17 protein-coding genes are annotated in these 19,282 nt (G+C 67.6%); 8 read left to right on the forward strand and 9 right to left on the reverse strand.

The window, feature by feature from the left end; all coding sequences use genetic code 11:
- Positions 1–57 precede the first annotated feature (57 nt).
- The 9 genes from Q0C38_RS06400 to Q0C38_RS06440 all read right to left on the reverse strand — a co-directional run bounded on the left by Q0C38_RS06400 (position 58) and on the right by Q0C38_RS06440 (position 9,060).
- Positions 58–768: a DUF6065 family protein gene (locus tag Q0C38_RS06400; RefSeq protein ID WP_291296240.1), complete on the reverse strand. Its 711-nt coding sequence runs from the start codon at positions 766–768 to the stop codon at positions 58–60.
- Between the two features lie 70 nt (positions 769–838).
- Positions 839–1,873 (reverse strand): calcium-binding protein, encoded by a 1,035-nt coding sequence (locus Q0C38_RS06405; RefSeq protein ID WP_291296241.1) that lies wholly within the window; start codon positions 1,871–1,873, stop codon positions 839–841.
- A gap of 136 nt (positions 1,874–2,009) precedes the next feature.
- Positions 2,010–3,011, reverse strand: coding sequence for an aldo/keto reductase (locus Q0C38_RS06410; RefSeq protein ID WP_366937242.1), 1,002 nt, complete (start codon positions 3,009–3,011; stop codon positions 2,010–2,012).
- A complete protein-coding gene (locus tag Q0C38_RS06415) occupies positions 3,008–3,703 on the reverse strand; it encodes a substrate-binding domain-containing protein (protein ID WP_291296242.1) in 696 nt (231 codons plus the stop codon). The genes Q0C38_RS06410 and Q0C38_RS06415 overlap by 4 nt, the downstream gene beginning before the upstream one ends.
- Positions 3,700–4,974, reverse strand: coding sequence for an LVIVD repeat-containing protein (locus Q0C38_RS06420; protein WP_291296243.1), 1,275 nt, complete (start codon positions 4,972–4,974; stop codon positions 3,700–3,702). Before Q0C38_RS06420 ends, Q0C38_RS06415 begins: the two co-directional genes overlap by 4 nt.
- Positions 4,971–6,500 carry a tripartite tricarboxylate transporter permease gene (locus Q0C38_RS06425; RefSeq protein WP_291296244.1) on the reverse strand — a complete coding sequence of 510 codons (1,530 nt, stop codon included), beginning with the start codon at positions 6,498–6,500 and terminating at the stop codon, positions 4,971–4,973. The genes Q0C38_RS06420 and Q0C38_RS06425 overlap by 4 nt, the downstream gene beginning before the upstream one ends.
- A 26-nt stretch (positions 6,501–6,526) precedes the next feature.
- The gene (locus Q0C38_RS06430) at positions 6,527–7,027 is read right to left on the reverse strand and encodes a hypothetical protein (protein WP_291296245.1); all 501 of its coding nucleotides are present in this window, start codon (positions 7,025–7,027) and stop codon (positions 6,527–6,529) included.
- A gap of 6 nt (positions 7,028–7,033) precedes the next feature.
- Positions 7,034–8,035 carry a tripartite tricarboxylate transporter substrate-binding protein gene (locus tag Q0C38_RS06435; RefSeq protein WP_291296246.1) on the reverse strand — a complete coding sequence of 334 codons (1,002 nt, stop codon included), beginning with the start codon at positions 8,033–8,035 and terminating at the stop codon, positions 7,034–7,036.
- Between the two features lie 53 nt (positions 8,036–8,088).
- Positions 8,089–9,060, reverse strand: a complete 972-nt coding sequence (locus Q0C38_RS06440) for an alpha/beta hydrolase (protein WP_291296247.1) — start codon at positions 9,058–9,060, stop codon at positions 8,089–8,091.
- 247 nt (positions 9,061–9,307) lie between these two features.
- Here Q0C38_RS06440 and Q0C38_RS06445 point away from each other — a divergent pair, with 247 nt between their 5' ends.
- From Q0C38_RS06445 to gcl, 8 genes are all read left to right on the forward strand, one after another.
- Positions 9,308–10,939: a thiamine pyrophosphate-requiring protein gene (locus tag Q0C38_RS06445; protein WP_291296248.1), complete on the forward strand. Its 1,632-nt coding sequence runs from the start codon at positions 9,308–9,310 to the stop codon at positions 10,937–10,939.
- A gap of 42 nt (positions 10,940–10,981) precedes the next feature.
- A complete protein-coding gene (locus Q0C38_RS06450) occupies positions 10,982–12,040 on the forward strand; it encodes an ABC transporter ATP-binding protein (protein ID WP_291296249.1) in 1,059 nt (352 codons plus the stop codon).
- Between the two features lie 58 nt (positions 12,041–12,098).
- Complete coding sequence (locus tag Q0C38_RS06455; protein WP_291296250.1) at positions 12,099–13,436, forward strand: ABC transporter substrate-binding protein; 1,338 nt, start codon at positions 12,099–12,101, stop codon at positions 13,434–13,436.
- Between the two features lie 59 nt (positions 13,437–13,495).
- Positions 13,496–14,455 carry a carbohydrate ABC transporter permease gene (locus tag Q0C38_RS06460; protein ID WP_291296251.1) on the forward strand — a complete coding sequence of 320 codons (960 nt, stop codon included), beginning with the start codon at positions 13,496–13,498 and terminating at the stop codon, positions 14,453–14,455.
- Complete coding sequence (locus tag Q0C38_RS06465) at positions 14,448–15,338, forward strand: carbohydrate ABC transporter permease (RefSeq protein WP_291296252.1); 891 nt, start codon at positions 14,448–14,450, stop codon at positions 15,336–15,338. The genes Q0C38_RS06460 and Q0C38_RS06465 overlap by 8 nt, the downstream gene beginning before the upstream one ends.
- 29 nt (positions 15,339–15,367) lie before the next feature.
- Positions 15,368–16,411: a C-terminal binding protein gene (locus Q0C38_RS06470; RefSeq protein WP_291296253.1), complete on the forward strand. Its 1,044-nt coding sequence runs from the start codon at positions 15,368–15,370 to the stop codon at positions 16,409–16,411.
- An 88-nt stretch (positions 16,412–16,499) separates the two neighbouring features.
- Positions 16,500–17,318, forward strand: a complete 819-nt coding sequence (locus Q0C38_RS06475) for an IclR family transcriptional regulator C-terminal domain-containing protein (RefSeq protein WP_291296254.1) — start codon at positions 16,500–16,502, stop codon at positions 17,316–17,318.
- 145 nt (positions 17,319–17,463) lie between these two features.
- Positions 17,464–19,281, forward strand: coding sequence for a glyoxylate carboligase (gene gcl, locus Q0C38_RS06480; RefSeq protein ID WP_291296255.1), 1,818 nt, complete (start codon positions 17,464–17,466; stop codon positions 19,279–19,281).
- Position 19,282 lies beyond the last annotated feature (1 nt).

Below are 19,282 nucleotides of genomic sequence, written 5' to 3' on the forward strand. Positions count from 1 at the left end.
ATGGGGAAGAACGGGTGCGCCGCCACTGCTATTCCCATCCGGTTGCTCACGCTCCCGTCAGCGCACGCCTCGGGCGACACGTCGGTACCAGCCATCATCTGCAAGGGTGCTGCGCCGGATGCGCTCGCGCGTGACTGCCTCGTCATCCGTCTCTGCCCTGATCTCCGCCGTGATCCCGAGATCGGCGCGCCGGAACGGCACCACCTGCACCAGCGGCGTTCCGCGTGCGATGGTGTAGATCCCGTCGGGCGCTGTCGCGAAGAAGGGGAAATGGACGGGCGAGGCGTAGGTATCGGTGTCGACGACGCCGGCTGCGCAGGTGAACACCGCGTCGGGTCGATTGAGCGGCGGCACGAACAGGCATGACCAGCCCGGCGGCGTGCGGATGGTCCAGTAGTTGTGGAACTTGCAGGGCGGCCGCGGCTCCATCGGATTGCCCGCGACCTGCGGCGGGGAATGGTTGCTCACCATCACGCCGTCGAACTCCCACCCCGTGTTCACCGTGCGCCCGCCATCGGTGATCTCGAGCCTGACGGTCGCGGCGAGCGGCATGATCCAGCCGGCGACCATCGCATCGAGGAACGGCATGCAGCGCTTCACGGTGAGCGCGTTGTTCGTGGCCGTAAGGCGCGGCTTGTCGACCGGCGGCAGCCGGCGGAACCAGTCCGGCAGCGCGGCCTTCGCCGGCACCGGTTCGGCGATCACGCCGTGGTTCTCGGGCGCGCAGGTGAAGCTGATCTTCGGCGCCGGTGCGGAGCGGAAGAACATGGTGGCATCTCCGTGGAGCCAGGATTGAGGTTGGGCGCGGCCCCGTCGACGGTGGCCGCGCCCGGCTTGCTCAGAAGATCTCGAATTCCGAGATCGTCAGGTTCGTCGTGCCGGCGAGCGTAGCGACCGTGATCGCCGCCGCGCCGCCCGCGCCATCGGCGTCCCAGGAGAGCCGCCCGCTGGTGGTGTTGAACAGGAAGGTTCCCTGGCCCGCGACACGGGCCGCGCCGTTCAGCACCAACTGCGCCTCGCCCAGCGAGTTGCCGGCCGAAAGCCCGCCGCCGAACCACTCCGCCTCGACCAGCAGCTTGTCGGTGCCGGTGGTGAAGTCGGTGATGCGGTCGGCGTCGGCCGCGCTGTTCCACAGCAGGAACAGGTCGCTGTCTGCGCCGCCCGTCAGCGTGTCGGCGCCGGCGCCGCCGTTCAGCCTGTCGTTGCCGAACCCGCCGAGCAGCACGTCGATGCCGTCGCCGCCGCGGAGGTCGTCGTCGCCGTTGCCGCCATCGAGCCTGTCGTTGCCGGCATCGCCGAAGATGAGGTCGGAATCGTCCTCGCCGAACAGGCGGTCATCGCCGAAGCCGCCGCCGATGAAATCGTCGCCGGTGCCGGCACGGACGAGGTCGTTGCCGTCGCCGGCGAAGAGACGATCGGCATCCGCACCGCCCAGCAGCGTGTCGTCGCCGAGGCCGCCATACATCTCGTCCTCGCCGTTGCCGCCCTCGAGCCGGTCATTGCCGTTGCCGCCCTCGAGCAGGTCAGCGTCCTCGCCGCCGCGGAGGATATCGTCGCCGAAGCCGCCGAACAGCCAGTCGCTGCCCTGTCCGCCATCGAGCGTGTCGTTGCCGTCGCCGCCGTAGAGGTCGTCGTTGTCCTCGCCGCCGAGCAGCGTGTCGTTGCCGATTCCGCCGTAGAGGATGTCGTTGCCCTTGCCGCCCTCGACACGGTCATCGCCGTCCTCGCCCTCGACGAGGTCGTTGCCATCGCCGCCGAACAGCCGGTCGTTGCCGCCGCCGCCGAAGATCTCGTCATCGCCGTCGAGCCCGTTGATGACATCTGCAAGGTTGGTCCCGAACAGCCTGTCGGGACCGTTTGTCGGACGTGCCATTGGTGTTCTCCCGCCTCAGAGGTGACCGACGCGGCCGCCGGTCGCCGTTCTGGCGAGCAGGGCTGTCGGCAGGGGGGAAAACGTGCGAGCCGCGTTTCTATTCCCGCGATACGGGCAGCAGCGCTGCTGCAACCCGTCAGAGGTAGACGCCCTTCATGTTCGCGGCAGGATAGCGCTCGCCCGACGCCGCGCCGGGCGGCACGGCGGCCGAGATGGCGGCGACCTCGTCCGGCGAGAGGGTGACGGCGAGCGCACCGAGATTCTCGCGCACCCGCTCCATCCGCCGCGTGCCGGGGATCGCGACGACGTCATCGCCCTGTGCCAGCAGCCAGGCGAGAACGAGTTGCGCCGGCGTGGAGCCCTTGGCGGCGGCGAAAGCGGCGACGCGATCCACCAGGGCGAGGTTGCGCGGCAGGTTCTCGGGCAGGAAGCGCGGATGCGCCGCCCGCCTGCCGCCAACGTCATCGGCCGTGCGCACGGCACCCGTGAGCAGCCCGCGGCCGAGCGGGGCATAAGCGACATAGGTGATGCCGAGCGCCCGCGTCACCGCCCGCGTCTCCTCCGCCTCCTTGCGGTAGAGAAGCGAATACTCGGTCTGCACCGCGGCGATCGGGTGTGTCGCATGCGCGCGGCGGATCGTGTCCGGCCTGGCCTCCGAGAGGCCGAGAAACCGGACCTTGCCCTGTGCCACCAGTCGCGCCATCGCACCGACGGTGTCCTCGATCGGCACGGTGGGGTCGACGCGGTGCTGGTAGTAGAGGTCGATCACCTCGACGCCGAGGCGCTTGAGGCTCGCCTCGCACGCGGCCATCACGTGCTCTGGCCTGCCATCGACGCCGTTCCCCCCGCCCTCGCGCCGCACCTGGCCGAACTTGGAGGCGAGCAGCACCTGGTCGCGCCGCCCGGCGAGCGCGCGGCCGAGCAGCGTCTCGTTGTGCCCCCAGCCGTACATGTCGGAGCTGTCGAGATGCGTCACCCCCATCCCGATCGCCTGTTGGACCAGTGCGATCGACGCGTCGTCATCCGCCTCGCCATAGACACCCGAGAGGGACATGCAGCCGAGGCCGATCGCCGAGATCGTTGCCCCGCCGCGGCCAAGCGGGCGTTCCGCCGCGCGCACGGCCGATGCCGTCATCATCGCGTTCCTCCCTCGAAGCCGATCGCGGCGAGCGCCGCGCGCCCCGCGTCACTGGTCAGTGCCCCGATGATGCTGCGGCCTGCCGGCGTATCGGCGCGGCCGGCCGCGACGTAGCGCGTGACGAGGTCGTGCGGCGGCGGCAGCAGCCCGAGCAGCGCCACGCCCGGCCTGCCGACGATCTCGGTCGCCTGGCTCACGGCGATCTCCGCCTCGCCACGCTCGCAGGCATCGACGGCCTCGACGCCGAAGGGGAACAGCAGGCTCTTGCCGCGCACCTCGTCGGCGATGCCGAGGCGTTCGATGACGGCGGCGAAATGCCTGCCGCCCGTGGCCCCGCTTGACGGGTCTGCCCATGCTATGCTGCGCGCGGCCTTCAGCACGGCGAGGAAGCCGGCCTCGGTGTCGATCGGCGGAAAGGCGAGGCCCGCGCGCACCGCGAGCCCGGTGCCGGTGGTGCCGAGCGGCGTGATCGTCGCGGTTGCGACGAGGCCGCGATGGGCCAGCAGCGCCATCGCCTCGGCCGACAGCACGGTGGCATCGAATGCCTCGCCGCCGACGATCCGGTCGCGCAACGCTCCGACCGTGCCGTAGCTCACGGTCGGGTGCGGCGCCGGCCACGCGCCGGGGGAAGCGAGCAGCGCTTCCACGGCGGTCTTCACCGCGCCTGCCGCAAAGAACACCGGAACGCTCATGCGGTGCGCTCGAGGATCTCGAGGCCGCGGTTGCGGTCGATCACGTAGATCAGCCCCTCGCCGTCGAGGTCGACGTCATTGGCCTGCGGGCTCTTCTGTCCGGGCGGGGGGCTTGGCAGCCACCACGCAACCTCCGCCGGCTTCGCGGGGTCGGCGATGTCGATGACGCGCAAGCCCCCGCCGAACCAGGCGGTGTAGAGGCAGCTGTCGCGCATCCGCTCCTGGAACTGGTGCGCGCCGAACCGTTCGCCACTCGTCACGAACGGGCTCGCGCGCTCGGTCAGGTGCCACATCGAGATGGGCGTGATGCGCGCTGGGTCGGTCACGTCGAACAGCCAGATGCCGCCATGCAGCTGACCCGGCGTGTGCTCATGCTCCTCATCCACCGCAGCGGCGATGGCGCGGCCGCCGATCAGCCCTGGGATGCGCATGAAGGTGTGGGTGGGCTCGGGGAAGGGTGGGTGGTAGCGGTACTCGCCGATCGTGCGTGGCCTCGTGATGTCGGAGACGTCGATCGTCCTCACCCCTGCATACCAGACGGCGGCATGCAGGATGTCGCCGTGCCTGAGCGTGTGGTGCAGCCTGTGCTGCTGCCCCGGCCAGGTCGGCGTCTCGCCGCCGGCCACGTGCTGGCCGGGCATCCACCAGCGCGACACCTCGCGCGGCCGGGCAGGGTCGGCCATGTCGTAGATGACGAGGATATTGCCGACGAAACCTTCCATCTCGGTCGAGATGTAGGCGTAGCGGTCATCGAGGTCGAAGCGGTGGACGCCGACGCCGCCGGTCTTCTGGTGCGTGAGCAGGCGCGGGCGCGTGCGGTCGGAGATATCCCATACGCGGAAGCCGCCCTGGTCGTAGGCGGGCGCGCCGAGCGACGCGCGCAGCTTCGGCATCAGCGACGTGGGCACCTTCAGCGCGGCAGCGAGTTCTTCCTCCGTCGCGGCCCGCCCATGCTCGGCGGCGAAGGCGGCCTCGATCTCGGGCAGGCGCCGGGCACGGCGCAGCGCGTGGCGATCGTTCTGCTCGACATTCGTCACCATGATGTCGCCCGCCACGCGCACCTTGTGGGTGTGCGACGCATCCCCCTCGAGCGGGATGGTGGCGAGCACGCGCGGGTTCCGCGGATCGGCGATGTCGATGATCGTCGTTCCGTGCGGCGGCTTCATGTGCCCGATATACGCGTAGCGTCCCTCGACGCGCACCTGGCCGCCGCCGGCGATGTCGAGCCAGGCGATGCGGCGGATGTTGTGGCTGTCGATGGCCTCGCTCATGACGCTCCCTTCTTCGATGTCGCCTCGCGGCGTGCAAGCTGCCTGTCGCGCCAGATCGGCAGGACGACCGAGATCACCAACATGGCCCACAGCACGTTGCCCACGGTGCTCGAGAACAGGATCATCGGATCGCCCTGTCCGATGCGGAGCGAGCGCAGCAGGTAGCGTTCGAACACCGGGCCGAGCAGCACGCCGATCAGGATCGACGTCACGTGGAACTTCGTGCGCGTCGCGATGTAGCCGATGATGCCGAAGACAATCGCGATGCCCATGTCGAATGCATACTCGCGATCGGCAAAGGCACCGACGGTGGTGAGCCCGATGATGATCGGCACCAGGTACTTCGTCGGCACCAGCACCACCTTCGATGCGTAGCGCGCGAGCGGCAGCACGAGCGGGATCATCATGATGTAGGCGACCGTCATCATCACGAACACGCCGTAGGCGACCTGCGGCGTCTCGGTGAACAGGCGTGGCCCGACCACGATGCCCTGGTATTGCAGCACGATCATCATCACCGCGGCCGTCGAACCACCCGGCACGCCGATCGTCATCATCGGCACGAGGGTGCCGGAGGTCACGCCGTTGTTGGCACTCTCGGGCGCGATCACGCCCTGCGGATGACCGGTGCCGTAGAGCTCCGGCGTCTTGGACCAGAGGCGCGACTGCTGGTATGCGACGAAGGCGGCGATGTAGGCGCCGGCACCCGGCAGGATGCCGATGACGAGGCCGATGAAGCCCGTCCAGACGATGTGCCACCAGTTGCGCAGACTCATCCAGAGGCCGTCGATCGTATCGGCCCAGCGCGCACCTTGGGCACCGGCGCGCGCCGCGCCCTCGCCGATGATCGTCTCCTCCTCGACCATGGCCAGCGCCTCGCCGATGGCGAAGAGACCGATCAGCACGGGAACGAGCGGCAGGCCGTCGTACAGCTCGAGGAAACCGAAGGTCGCGCGCGGGGTGGAGTAGACGGCATCGGTGCCGATCGCGCCCAGCATCAGGCCGAAGCACCCGCCGATCAGCCCCTTCAACATGTCGCGCGCGGCGATCACGGCGATCAGCGTCAGCCCGAACAGGATGATCACCACCATCTCGACCGAGCGGAGCTTCAGGCCGAGATCGGCGAGCAGAGGGAGGAAGGCGAGCACGGCGACGGAGGTGATAAGCCCGCCGGCGACGGAGGCGACGAAGGAAAGGACGAGCGCCTGCTGGCCCTGGCCCTTCCGCGTCATCTGGTAGCCGTCGATCGTCGTGGCCGCCGCACCGCCCGAGCCTGGGATGTTGATCAGGATCGCAGGGATGCCGCCCGAGAGATGGTTCGCGCAATAGAGCGACACCATGAAGGCGAGCGCCGCGTCGACCTGCATCGCGAGCGTGACGGGCAGCAGGATGATCAGCGTGTTCTGCGGGCTGAAGCCCGGCAGCACCCCGACGATGAGGCCGAGCAGGATGCCGGGCCAGATGGCCCACCAGAGTTCCCAAGAGCGGACGAACAGCTCGAGGAACAGCGCTGGGTCCCACCCCATCTATCGGGCTACCGCACAACGCAGCGTCATTCGCCGATCCCAAGACCTGTCAGGGAGAACATCAGCGCCTCGAACGGGCCCTGCGGCAGGCGCGTGCCGATGAACACCATCAGCGATGCCCAGGTCAGCAGAGGCAGCGCGAGCGCGACGCCGAGCAGGCTCGGCCAGTGCCGCGCGCCCATCACCCACATCGCCGCGAGCAGCATGAGGGCGAGCGAGATCGAGGTGCCGAGCGTCGGCAGGACGAGGAGGAACGCGACGGTGATGGCCAGCAGCCAGACGCGCCTGCGGTTCGCTTCCGTCCATCCACCGAAGTCAATCGCCAGCGATACTTCGCCGCGCACGACCTGCACCGCCGTGCGCAGCAGCAGCAGCCCGACGAGCAGCACGAGGATGCTGCCGATGACGATGCCGTTCGCCTTGGCTTCCCAGTTCAGCTCCGCCACTGTCCAGAAGAAATAGGCTGTGAAGGCGACCGCAAGCGCGGGAATGATGAGCTCCGTGCCGGCTGCGCGCTTCTCCGCCATCAGGTGCTACCCGCGCCGCGCGGTGAGTTGCTGCGCGTACCGGTTGGCGAGCTCGATCATCGCGAGTGCATACTCGGTGCAGGTAGCGCGATCGCCGTGCCTGAGGCTTTCGATCGGCGCGCCGGTCTTGAGGTAGGCATCGCGGAAGGCCACGTCGGCGTGCGCCTTCACCGACGTTTCCTCGAGCAGCTTGTAGCGATCCGGATAGCGTTCGATCGCGCGCGCGTGGATGGCCCAGGAGCGCGAGGAGGAGAGATCGGGGATGGAGGTGCCGAACACCGCGTTGATCGGCGGTGCGTTCTCGGTCTTGGCGGCGAGGATGTTCTCGCGGTTGAACACGCCGAGCACGCGGAGCCGGTCCTGCTGCGCGACGACGCCCGCGATCGGCAGCACGCCGATATCCGCCTCGCCGCTCATCACCGCGACCAGCGTCGGGCTGCCACCGGCGTAGGGGATGAGGTTGAACCGGCTGCCCGTCGCCTCGCCCAGCGCAAGCACGCCGATGGAGGCGGGGTGGGGGATGCGGCTCGTCGCGGTGTTCAGCGGCCGGCGCTTGGCCTCCGCCACGACGTCCTCGATCCTGCGGAATGGGCTGTCCTTGCGGACGAAGACGCAGCTGTCGTCGACGTCGATGCGGCAGAAATAGACAAGGTCTTCCGGGAACTTGAAGCGCGGCTTCTGCAGCGCATACATGATCATCTCCGGCCCCATGTTGCCGAAGAGGAGGTTGTAGCCGTCCGCCTCACGCCGGCCGGTGTAGAGCTCGTAGCCGACCTGGCCGGAGGCGCCGGGGAAGAACTCGTACTCGAACGGCTTGCCGAGGAACTTCGTCCACGCATCGTCGAAGCTGCGCGCGAGCCTGTCGGCACCGCCGCCCTGGCCGGTCGGGACGACGACGCGGAAGTTCCGGGCGGGAAACGCTGCCTGTGCGTGCGCCGCTGCGGGTGCGACGGCGGCGCCGATCGAGGCGGCGAGAACACCGCGGCGCGAGATGCCCTGTTGCGTCATCGTCACTTTCCTTCCTGTCGTCTCGTCGTGTCGAGCCCTGTCGCGCCGAGGCTTCACTGCCCGCTGGCGCCGCCGGCGGCGGTGTAGACCGGGGCGGGTTGCGCGAAGAAGGCTGCAAGGATGTGCTGCACCAGTCGGTAGTTCTTCTGCTGGAAGCTCGCATGCGCGATGCCCGGCATCACGGCGAACTGCTTGTCGGGGTTGGGCAGGCGGCGGAAGAACGACAGCAGGTCATCCATGCCGGCGATGCCGTCGAACTCGCCGCGCATCAGGAGGGTGGGGCAGGTGATCCTCGCCGGATCGACCACCGGAAGGTTCAGGCACATGTCCACGTAGGTGCCGATCGGTACGCTGTCGTCGAGGGCGAGGATGGCATCGGCGAAGGCGTTCACCACCACGTCGTCCGCCGTGCCGGGATGGTCGCGCGTGAAGATGGAGTGCACGAAGGCGCGATCGATCGGCCGCCGCTTCCCGGCCGCCATGTACTCGGGGAGCTTCCTCTTGCGCTGTTCGAGCGTGGGGCTTCCCTCGCCCGTCCACACGAACGCGTCGAGTGCGAGCCGCGCGACGCGGCCCGGGTTGCGCTCGGCGAAGAGGGCCGCCTTCAGGGCGCCCGAGGAGATGCCGTAGACGAGCAGCGGCGCGGCATTGCGCGTGGCCGCGATGTACTCGGCGGCGACCGCGAGGTCATCAGCCCCGGTGGCGATGTCGCAGATGATGTCGCGGTGCTTCGATGACCGGCCGTAGCCTTCGTTGTCGACGCACCAGCAGTCGTAGCCGGCGCGGGCGAACACATCCATCACCGACACGTCCGGCCGGCCGGGAACCTGGAGGTCGAAGGTCGGCGTCGAGGCCATGGAGGAGCCGTGCACGAAGAGGACCGTGCCGCGCTTGCTACCCGGCCCGCCGGTGAACTTTTCCCAGAGGAAGAGGCGAACGTCGCCCTTGTCCACCCAGTGCGCGACGCCCGTCACTGGAACCGACGATGTAACTGCGCTTCCCGCATGCGGCACGGAGTCGCTCATCATCCCTCCCATTGTTGCGGTGCATCATGTTTCGATGCGCCGGGCATTTGTTAACTGTTGGCAATAGTGGTGGTCAGCGCCGCCGTCCTTGTCAATCCCCGTGGGATCGCGCAGCGCGTTGCCTGGGGGTTGCGGCGGCGGCGTAACGAGGTCTAGCCTTCGTTGCAAGCGCGGACCTGTCGTCGTCTCACCGATGGCGGGGCGGGCACGGCGCTGCGACGCTGCCGGCCGAAAGGGAGGGACGCAGATGAAGCTTGGCGAAGCCATCGCCGAGATCATGCGGCGTGAAGGCATTTCGATCCTCACCGGCTATCCGGTGAACCACCTGATCGAGTACGCCGCTGCGATCGACATCCGCCCCATCATGGTGCGCCAGGAGAGGATCGGCCTGCACATGGCCGATGCGATCTCGCGTGTCACGTCCGGCCGCACGCTTGGCGCGTTCTGCATGCAGCACGGGCCTGGCGCCGAGAACGCCTATGGCGGCATCGCGCAGTGCTACGGCGAGAGCGTGCCCGTGCTCGTGCTGCCGATGGGCTATCCGCGGCGGCTCGCCCACATCGACCCGAACTTCAATTCCTCGGTGCAGATGCGCGGCATCACCAAGTCGGCCGAGCCGATCGTCTCGGCCGCCGATGTCGCCGCGGTGATGCGCCGGGCCTTCTCGCGCCTGCGCAACGGCCGCGGCGGGCCGTGCCTGGTCGAGATCCCCACCGACATGTGGAACGAGGAGCTTCCCGGCGCGCTCGATTACACGCCCGTGGTCGCAACCCGCTACGGCCCCGATCCTGCCGATGTCGATCGCGCGGCAGCGCTTCTCGCAGGCGCGAAGCGGCCAGTGATCTATGCCGGGCAGGGTGTCCACTGGGCACGCGCCTGGCCGCAGCTTCGCGCGCTCGCCGAACTGCTCGCTGCACCCGTGACGACGAGCCTCGGCGGCAAGAGCGCGTTCCCCGAAAACCATCCCCTTGCGCTCGGCTCCGGCGGGCTCGCCGTTCCAGCGCCCGTGCCGCATTTCCTGAAGGCGGCCGACGTGATCCTCGGCATCGGCTGCTCGTTCACCGAGAGCAGCTTCGCGGTGGCGATGCCCAAGGGAAAGCGCATCATCCACGCAACGCTCGACCCCGATCATCTGAACAAGGATGTGCCGATCGAGATCGGCCTGGTCGGCGACGCGGGGCTCACGCTCGACGCGCTGCTCGCCGCTCTGGCCGATCGTGTCCGCGGGCAGCGTGACGCGGCACCCGTGGTGGCGGAGATCGAATCAATCCGCACGCCCTGGCTCGCGCATTGGGCGGAGAAGCGTGACAGCGATGCGAGCCCTCTCTCGCCCTATCGCGTGCTGCGCGACCTCGCCGCGACCGTCGATCCGGCAAACACCATCATCACGCATGATGCCGGCAGCCCGCGTGACCAGCTCTCGCCCTTCTGGGTAGCGACGGAGCCACTTTCCTATCTCGGCTGGGGCAAGACGACGCAGCTTGGCTACGGCCTCGGGCTCGCAATGGGGGCGAAGCTTGCGGAACCGGACAAGCTCTGTATCAACGTGTGGGGCGATGCGGCGATCGGCTTCACCGGCATGGATTTCGAGACGGCGGTGCGCGAGCGCATCCCGATCCTCTCGATCCTGCTGAACAATTTCTCGATGGCGATCGAGCTGAAGGTGATGCCGATCTCGACGGAAAAGTATCGCAGCACCGACATCAGCGGCGACTATGCGGCGATGGCGCGCGCCTTCGGCGGGCACGGCGAGCGTGTCGAGCGCGCGGCCGACATCGTCCCCGCGCTGCAGCGCGGCATCGCCGCGACGCGCGAGGGCAAGCCGGCGCTTGTGGAATTCATCACGGCGAAGGAGACTGCCGTCTCGCGCATCGCCTGAGTTGGAAGCCTTGCGTGCAATAAGACATCCGAGGGAGATGGAATGGCCACCGTCGAGGTCACCGGTGTCACGAAGTTCTTCGGCAGCACGCAGGTGCTGAAGGACGTTTACGTCTCGATTGCCGATGGCGAGTTCGTCGTGCTCGTCGGGCCTTCAGGCTGCGGGAAGTCGACCCTGCTGCGCATGATCGCAGGGCTCGAGAACATCACCGGCGGAACGATCTCGATCGGCGGGCGTGTCGTGAACACCGTGCCGCCCAAGGATCGCGACATCGCGATGGTGTTCCAGAACTATGCGCTCTACCCGCACATGACCGTCTTCGACAACATGGCGTTCTCGCTGAAGCTCGCCAATGCACCGCAGTCGGTGATGGAGGACGAGGTCGGGCGCGCGGCGAAAATCCTCGGCCTCGGCCAATTGCTGCACCGCTATCCGCGCCAGCTTTCCGGCGGCCAGCGCCAGCGCGTGGCGATGGGCCGTGCGATCGTGCGCAACCCCCAGGTGTTCCTGTTTGACGAGCCTCTCTCGAACCTCGACGCCAAGCTGCGCGTGCAGATGCGCGCGGAGATCAAGGAGTTGCACGAGCGGCTGAAGGTCACGACCGTCTACGTCACGCATGACCAGATCGAGGCGATGACGATGGCCGACAAGATCGTGGTGATGAACCACGGTGTGGTCGAGCAGTTCGGCGCACCGCTCGATCTCTACGATCGCCCGAACAATCTGTTCGTTGCCGGGTTCATCGGCAGCCCGGCGATGAACATGCTCGAGGGGCGCATCGAGGACGGCGCGTTCCGCACGCCCGATGGTGCCGCCTGGCCGTTGCCGCCGAACGGCACCGGCGAGCGTCCGGCCGAGGTGATCTATGGCATCCGGCCGGAACATCTCCGCCTCGATCCTGACGGCATCCGCACGACCGTCCAGGTCGTAGAGCCGACGGGATCGGAGACGCAGGTGGTGCTTCGCTGCGGCGAGACCGCGATGCTCGGCGCCTTCCGCGAGCGGGTGAGCGCGCGACACGGCGACGTGCTGCCGGTGATGCCGGACCCGGCACTCGTGCACTTGTTTGATCGGCAGACGGGCCGTCGCATTTCGGCCTGAAGTGGTAGATGGCCTGATACGGAACGCTGACAAAACAACAACACGGAGGGAACTCACCATGGCAAACATCATCACACGTCGTTCCACCCTGATGCTTGGCGCATCGGCTGCGGCGGCAACCGCGCTCGGCGCGAGCCCGGGTGCCGCACAGATTCAGCGCGCTGCCGTTACCCCGCCATCCTGGCCGATCGAGAGTGGTGCCACACTGCGAATGCTGCGCCCTGTGCGCTTCGTGCAGCCCGACGAGGAGGTGTTCCGCGCGAACTGTGCCCGCTTCACCGCACAGACAGGCGTGCAGGTGCGCGTCGACTTCGTCGGCTGGGAGGACATCAGCCAGCAGACGGCGGTGACGGCGAACACCGGTGCCGGCCCGGACGTCATCATCGGCTTCAACGAGAGCCCGCACATCTATGTCGACAAGCTCGTCGACCAGAGCGATGTCGCGGAATATCTCGGCGCACGCTATGGCGGCTGGCTGCCGATGGCGCAGCGCTACGGCAAGCGGCACAACTCGAACACCTGGATCGGCATTCCCTTCGGCGCTTCCGGCGGCCCGCTCGTATGGCGGAAATCGGCGGTCAATGCAGCTGGATTCCAGGCACCGCCCGAGGATCACGCCGGACTCCTCGACCTCTGCAGGAAGCTGAAGGCAGCCAACAAGCCGTCTGGCTTCGCGCTCGGAAACGCGGTGGGCGACGGCAACGGCTTCGCCAACTGGCTCATCTGGTCGTTCAACGGCTTCCTCGTCGATCCGGATGGTCGCGTGGCGATCAACAGCCCGGAGACGATCGCCGCCCTCGAGTATCTGAAGCAGCTCTACGAAACCTTCATTCCGGGCACGGTCGCCTGGGGCGATATCTCCAACAACCGCGCCTATGCGGGGCAGGAGCTGTGGCTCACCTCCAACGGCGTGTCGCTCTACTTCTCGCTCAAGAACGACCCGGCGACGGCCGCGATCGCGGCGGATACCGAGCATACGCTGATGCCGAAGGGCCTTGCATCAGCCTCGCCGATGGCCGGGCTGACGCTGAACGCGATGACCTTCCGCCACAGCAGGTTTCCCAACGCGGCGAAGTCGCTGATCGCCTTCCTGATGGAGGCGGAGCAGTACGATCCCTGGCTGCAGGCCAACCTCGGCTACTGGTCGCAGCCACTCGCGAACTACGGCGCGAGTGCCGTGTGGACCAGCGACCCCAAGGTCTCGGTGTTCCGCGACACGATGAAGTCCGACTACTGGCTCGGCTACAAGGGGCCGATCAGCCAGGCCTCTGCCGCCGCGAACAACGAGTACATCATGGTGCAGATGTGCGCCGCAGTTGCCGCCGGGCAGTCGACGCCGCAGCAGGCCGTCCGCGAAGCCGAGCGCCGCGCCCAGCGTCACTTCCGCGCCCGCTGACCGAGAGGGGGCGGCGCGCCCGGCGATGGGGCGCGCCGCCGCAACCGAGGATCGAAACGATGCAACAGGCGGGTGCCCCGGCGCGCTGGGTCCCAGAGAAGCGCGAGCAGACATGGCTCGCGTGGCTGTTCGACTGGAAGCCCTTCCTGATCGTGATCTGCCTGATGCCGGCAGTTGGATTGCTGCTGGTCTTCCTCACCTACCCGCTCGGGCTCGGCATCTACCTTGCCTTCACGGACGCGACGATCGGGCGCAGCGGCGTTTGGGTCGGGCTCGAGAATTTCATCTGGCTCGCCGGGGATCCGATCTTCTGGGGGGCGGTCTTCTTCTCGGTGTTCTATACCGGGGTCGCAACGGTGCTGAAGTTCGCGCTGGGCCTCTGGCTTGCCCTGCTGCTCAACAACCACATCCCTTTCAAGAGCTTCATCCGCGCCATCATCCTCGTCCCGTGGATCGTGCCAACGGTGCTCTCAGCAATCGCGTTCTGGTGGATCTACGATCCGCAGTTCTCGATCATCTCCTATGTCTTCGTTGATGTGCTGGGGTGGCGTGACACCAACATCGACTTCGTCGCGACCGCCTGGCCGGCGCGATGGTCATTGATCGCGGCGAATGTCTGGCGTGGCATTCCCTTCGTCGCGATCTCGCTCCTCGCGGGGCTTCAGACCATTCCGCCCTCGCTCTACGAGGCGGCAATGCTTGATGGCGCGACGTCGTGGCAGCGGTTCCGCTACATCACCGTGCCGATGATCATGCCGATCCTGGCGATCGTGATGACGTTCTCGATCATCTTCACCTTCACCGATTTCCAGCTCGTCTACGCAATCACGCGCGGCGGGCCGGTGAACTCGACGCACCTTCTCGCCACCCTCGCGTTCCAGCGCGGCATTCCGGCGGGCCAGCTTGGCGAAGGGGCTGCGATCGCGGTGAGCATGATCCCCTTCCTCGTATTCGCGACGCTATTCAGCTACTTCGCTCTTGCGCGGCGGAAGTGGCAGCAGGGAGAGAGCAATGACTGACGCCGCAGCGGCCATTCCGCAGGACAACGCGCCAGAGACGATGGCGTGGGAGAGCAAGCAGCGGCGATTCATCACGATCTACCTGCCGCTCTCCTGCTTCATTCTGATCCTGTTGTTCCCGTTCTACTGGATGACCATCACCGCGTTCAAACCGAACGCCGAGCTGATGGATTTCAAGAACCACAACCCGTTCTGGATCACGTCGCCCACGCTCGACCACATCAACCACCTGCTGTTCAACACGGGCTATCCCTCGTGGTTCCTCACCACGATGGGCGTGGCGATCGGCTCGACCTTCCTCTCGATCTTCGCCTCGACGCTCGCGGCCTATGCGATCCAGCGGCTGCGGTTCAGGGGCAGCCCCTATGTCGGGCTTGCGATCTACCTCGCCTATCTGGTTCCGCCCTCGATTCTCTTCATCCCGCTCGCCACCATGGTGGTGCAGCTCGGCCTGTTCGACAGCCCGCTCGCGCTCATCCTCGTCTATCCCACATTCCTCGTGCCGTTCTGCACCTGGCTGCTGATTGGCTACTTCAAGTCGATCCCCTACGAGCTCGAGGAGTGCGCGCTGATCGACGGGGCGACGCGGCTGCAAATTCTTCGCCGCATCACCCTGCCGCTCGCCGTGCCCGGGCTGATCAGCGCGGGCATCTTCAGCTTCACTCTCTCCTGGAACGAGTTCATCTACGCACTTGCCTTCATCCAGTCCTCGGAGCGCAAGACCGTCCCTGTCGCGATCCTGACCGAGCTCGTGACCGGTGACGTCTACCAGTGGGGTGCCCTGATGGCCGGCTCGCTGCTGGGCTCGCTGCCGGTCGCGATCTTCTACTCGTTCTTCGTTGACTACTATGTTTCCTCCCTCACCGGTGCGGTGAAGGAATAGCGCCCTCCTGAACGACGGAGTTCCACCCCTTGGCCAAGTTCACCATCCTGACACCCGCCGGTGCGTCATTCACCACCGCTGGCGGCGGCTATGACCATGAGCTCGAAGCCCTCGAGGGCATGGACGTCGAGATCCTCGAATGCCCCGCGACCGAGGACGGCTTCATCGCGGCCGCGCCGAAGGCCGATGCGGTCTACGCCAAGGGCATGAAGTTCAACGCTGCGATGATCAACGCGCTGACCAAGTGCAGGCTGATCGCGCTCGGCACCGTCGGCGTCGACTATGTCGATGTCGCCGCCGCTACGGCGAAGGGTATTCCCGTCACCAACTGCCCCGACACCTTCATCGAGGAGGTGGCCGACCATGCGATGATGCTGCTCCTTGCCACCCATCGCCGTGCCATCGAGCAGGACCGCATGGTGCGCGAGGGGCGGTGGACCGAGGGGCGGCCGCAGCTGCTGCAGGTGCCGCGGCTGATGGGCATGACGCTCGGCTTCCTCGCCTTCGGCCGCGTCGCGCGCGCCGTTGCCGTGCGCGCCCGCGCCTTCGGCCTCTCGATGATCGCCTATGACCCGTTCGTGGAGGAGCTCACGCTGTCTGACTACGGCGTGCGGCCAGGCTCGCTCTCCGAGGTGCTGTCGCAGTCCGATTTCGTGTCGATGCACCAGCCGGACACGCCGCTGACGCGCGGCTTCCTGAAGGAGAAGCACTTCCGGCAGATGAAGAAGACCGCGATCTTCATCAACACCGGCCGTGGCCCCACGGTCGACGAGGCGGCACTGATCGCAGCACTCGAGGAGAAATGGATCGCCGGCGCAGGCCTCGACGTGTTCCAGGTCGAGCCGCCGAAGCCCGACAACAAGCTGCTGGCGATGCCGCACGTGATCCTCTCGCCGCACAATGCCTCCGCCTCCGCGCGGTTCGATCCGGCGCGCAAGCGCCGCGTCGGGCAGGAACTGTCGCTCGTCCTCTCCGGCCGCTGGCCGATGAGCTGCGTGAACCCCACCGTTCTGCCGGCCTCCGGCCTCGCGCGCTGGCAGCCCTATGCAATGACGCGCGGCCCGAACTCGTAGCCGACACGCCCATCCCGCGATGCGGGATGGGCTTCCATTCTTGCGTCCGCGTCGCTAGCGTCCCGCCGGTTCGGCGCGGGAGGGTGGCATGGCGGGTGCGGCACGGCAGGCAACGCGGCGCGCGAAGGCGCCGGCGCGTGACCCGAGCCAGGTGCAATCCCTCACCCGTGCGCTCTCGCTCCTGAACGCGCTCGCCGAGAGCAGTGACGGTCTCGCGCTCGCCGACATCGCGCAGGTCGTCGGCCTCGCGCCGTCGACCGCGCACAGGCTGCTCACCACCATGCAGGGCCAGCGCTTCGTCCGCTTCATCGCGGCCGAGGGCGTGTGGCAGGTCGGCGTGCAGGCCTTCATCGTGGGGCAGAGCTTCCGCCGCGCGCGTGACGTGCTGGCCATAGCACGGCCGGCCATGCGGCGGCTGATGGAGGAGAGCGGCGAGACCGTGAATCTCTACATCGAGGAGGGGGGAGAGGCCGTCTGCATGGGCCAGGTTGAGAGCCGTCAGATGATGCGCGCCATCTCGCGGCCCGGCGGCCGGGTGAAGCTGCATTGTTCCGGCGTCGGCAAGGCGATGCTGGCGTGCCTGCCCGATGCCGATGTCACGCGCATCCTCCAGGCGCACGGGCTGCCGCGAATGACGCCGCGCACGCTCGACACGCCGCGGAAGCTCCGCGCCGACCTTGCCGGCATCCGTGAGCGCGGCTTCTCCATCGACGACGAGGAGCATGCGATCGGGCTTCGCTGCGTCGCAGCAGCGATCCGCGACGAGGATGGGCTTCCCCTGGCCGCGATCTCCCTCTCCGGCCCCCTCGCGCGGATCGGCGATGCGGCGCTGATCGCGTCGGGCCGGCTTGTCGCGGCGGCGGCGGATGCCGTGACGGGGCAGCTCGGCGGGCGCTCAACCCGTTGATTCCGGGTGGCGATCGGCGGGCCGTTCCACATCGTGGAATGCCCTCCCGCGTGCCTTGCCCGGGCCCCGCGTGTGCCCTATCTCCCTCACGGCCACGGAACGACCGTTCCGGGGGACCGGTGATGTCGTCCAGGGAGTGCGAACGATGGCGAAGATGCCTGCGATCGAGGCGGCGGTGCGCGTGCTCGAGAAGGAGGGCGTGACGGTCGCCTTCGGCGTGCCCGGGGCCGCCATCAACCCGCTCTACGCCGCGCTGAAGCGCCGCGGCAGCATCCGCCACATCCTCGCCCGCCATGTCGAGGGTGCCTCGCACATGGCCGACGGCTACACCCGCGCGATGCCGGGCAACATCGGCGTCTGCATCGGCACGTCCGGGCCTGCGGGCACCGACATGATCACCGGCCTCTATACCGCGCAGGCCGACAGCATCCCCATCCTCTGCATCACCGGGCAGGCGCCGCGCGCGAAGCTGTACAAGGAGGATTTCCAGGCCGTCGACATCGAGAGCATCGCCAAGCCCGTGACGAAGTGGGCCGTGACGGTGCGCGAGCCCGGCCTCGTGCCGCGGGTGTTCCAGCAGGCCTTCCACGTGATGAAGTCGGGCCGCCCTGGCCCCGTGCTCATCGACCTGCCGGTCGACGTGCAGAACGCCGAGATCGAGTTCGACGAGAGCACCTACGCGCCGCTGCCGGTCTACAAGCCTGCCGCGACGCGGGCGCAGATCGAGCAGGCGATGGCGATGCTCAACGCGTCCGAGCGGCCGCTGATCGTCGCCGGCGGCGGCGTGATCAACGCCGATGCCTCCGACCTGCTCGTGCAGTTCGCCGAGGTGACGGGCATCCCCGTGATCCCGACGCTGATGGGTTGGGGCGCGATCCCCGACGACCATCCGCTGATGGCCGGCATGGTCGGCCTGCAGACGTCGCACCGCTACGGCAACGCGACCTTCATGAAGAGCGACTTCGTGCTCGGCATCGGCAACCGCTGGGCGAACCGGCACACCGGCTCGATCGAGGCCTACACGCAGGGCCGCAAGTTCGTCCATGTCGACATCGAGCCGACGCAGATCGGCCGCGTGTTCAACCCCGATTTCGGCATCGTCTCCGACGCGCACGCCGCGCTGACGACGTTCGTGCAGGTGGCGGAGGAGTGGAAGGCGGCCGGCAAGCTCGCCGACCGGAGCACGTGGGCAGCCGAGTGCCTGCACCGCAAGCGCAACATGCTGCGCAAGACGCATTTCGAGCAGGTGCCGCTGAAGCCGCAGCGCGTCTACCAGGAGATGAACGACGCGTTCCCGAAGGACACCTGCTACGTCTCGACGATTGGGCTTTCGCAGATCGCCGGCGCTCAATTCCTGCACGTGTACAAGCCGCGCAACTGGATCAACTGCGGCCAGGCCGGCCCGCTCGGCTGGACGCTGCCCGCGGCCCTTGGCGTGCGCGCGGCCGACCCCCATCGCGAGATCGTCGCACTCTCGGGCGACTATGACTTCCAGTTCCTGATCGAGGAACTCGCGGTCGGGGCGCAGCACAAGCTGCCCTACCTGCACGTCGTGGTGAACAACTCCTATCTCGGCCTGATCCGCCAGTCGCAGCGTGGCTTCCAGATGGATTTCGAGGTGTCGCTCGCCTTCGAGAACATCAACACGCCGGAGGAGGAGGGGGTCGCAGGCTACGGCGTCGATCACGTTGCGGTCGCCGAGGGCCTAGGCTGCAAGGCGATCCGCGTGAAGAGCCCGAACGAGTTCAAGGAGGCGTTCGAGCGCGCCCGTGCGCTGATGGACGAGCACCAGGTTCCCGTGGTGCTCGAATTCATCCTCGAGCGCGTGACGAACATCTCGATGGGCACCGAGATCCACAACGTGACGGAGTTCGAGGACATCCTCTGCCTCGACCCGTCGCTGTCGATCAACGATGTCTCGGGCAGCGCGCTGAACAACGGCACCGCCCAGCCCGCGCGCTGAA

The organism is Elioraea sp. (genome assembly GCF_022842375.1).
Classification (GTDB): domain Bacteria; phylum Pseudomonadota; class Alphaproteobacteria; order Acetobacterales; family Acetobacteraceae; genus Elioraea_A.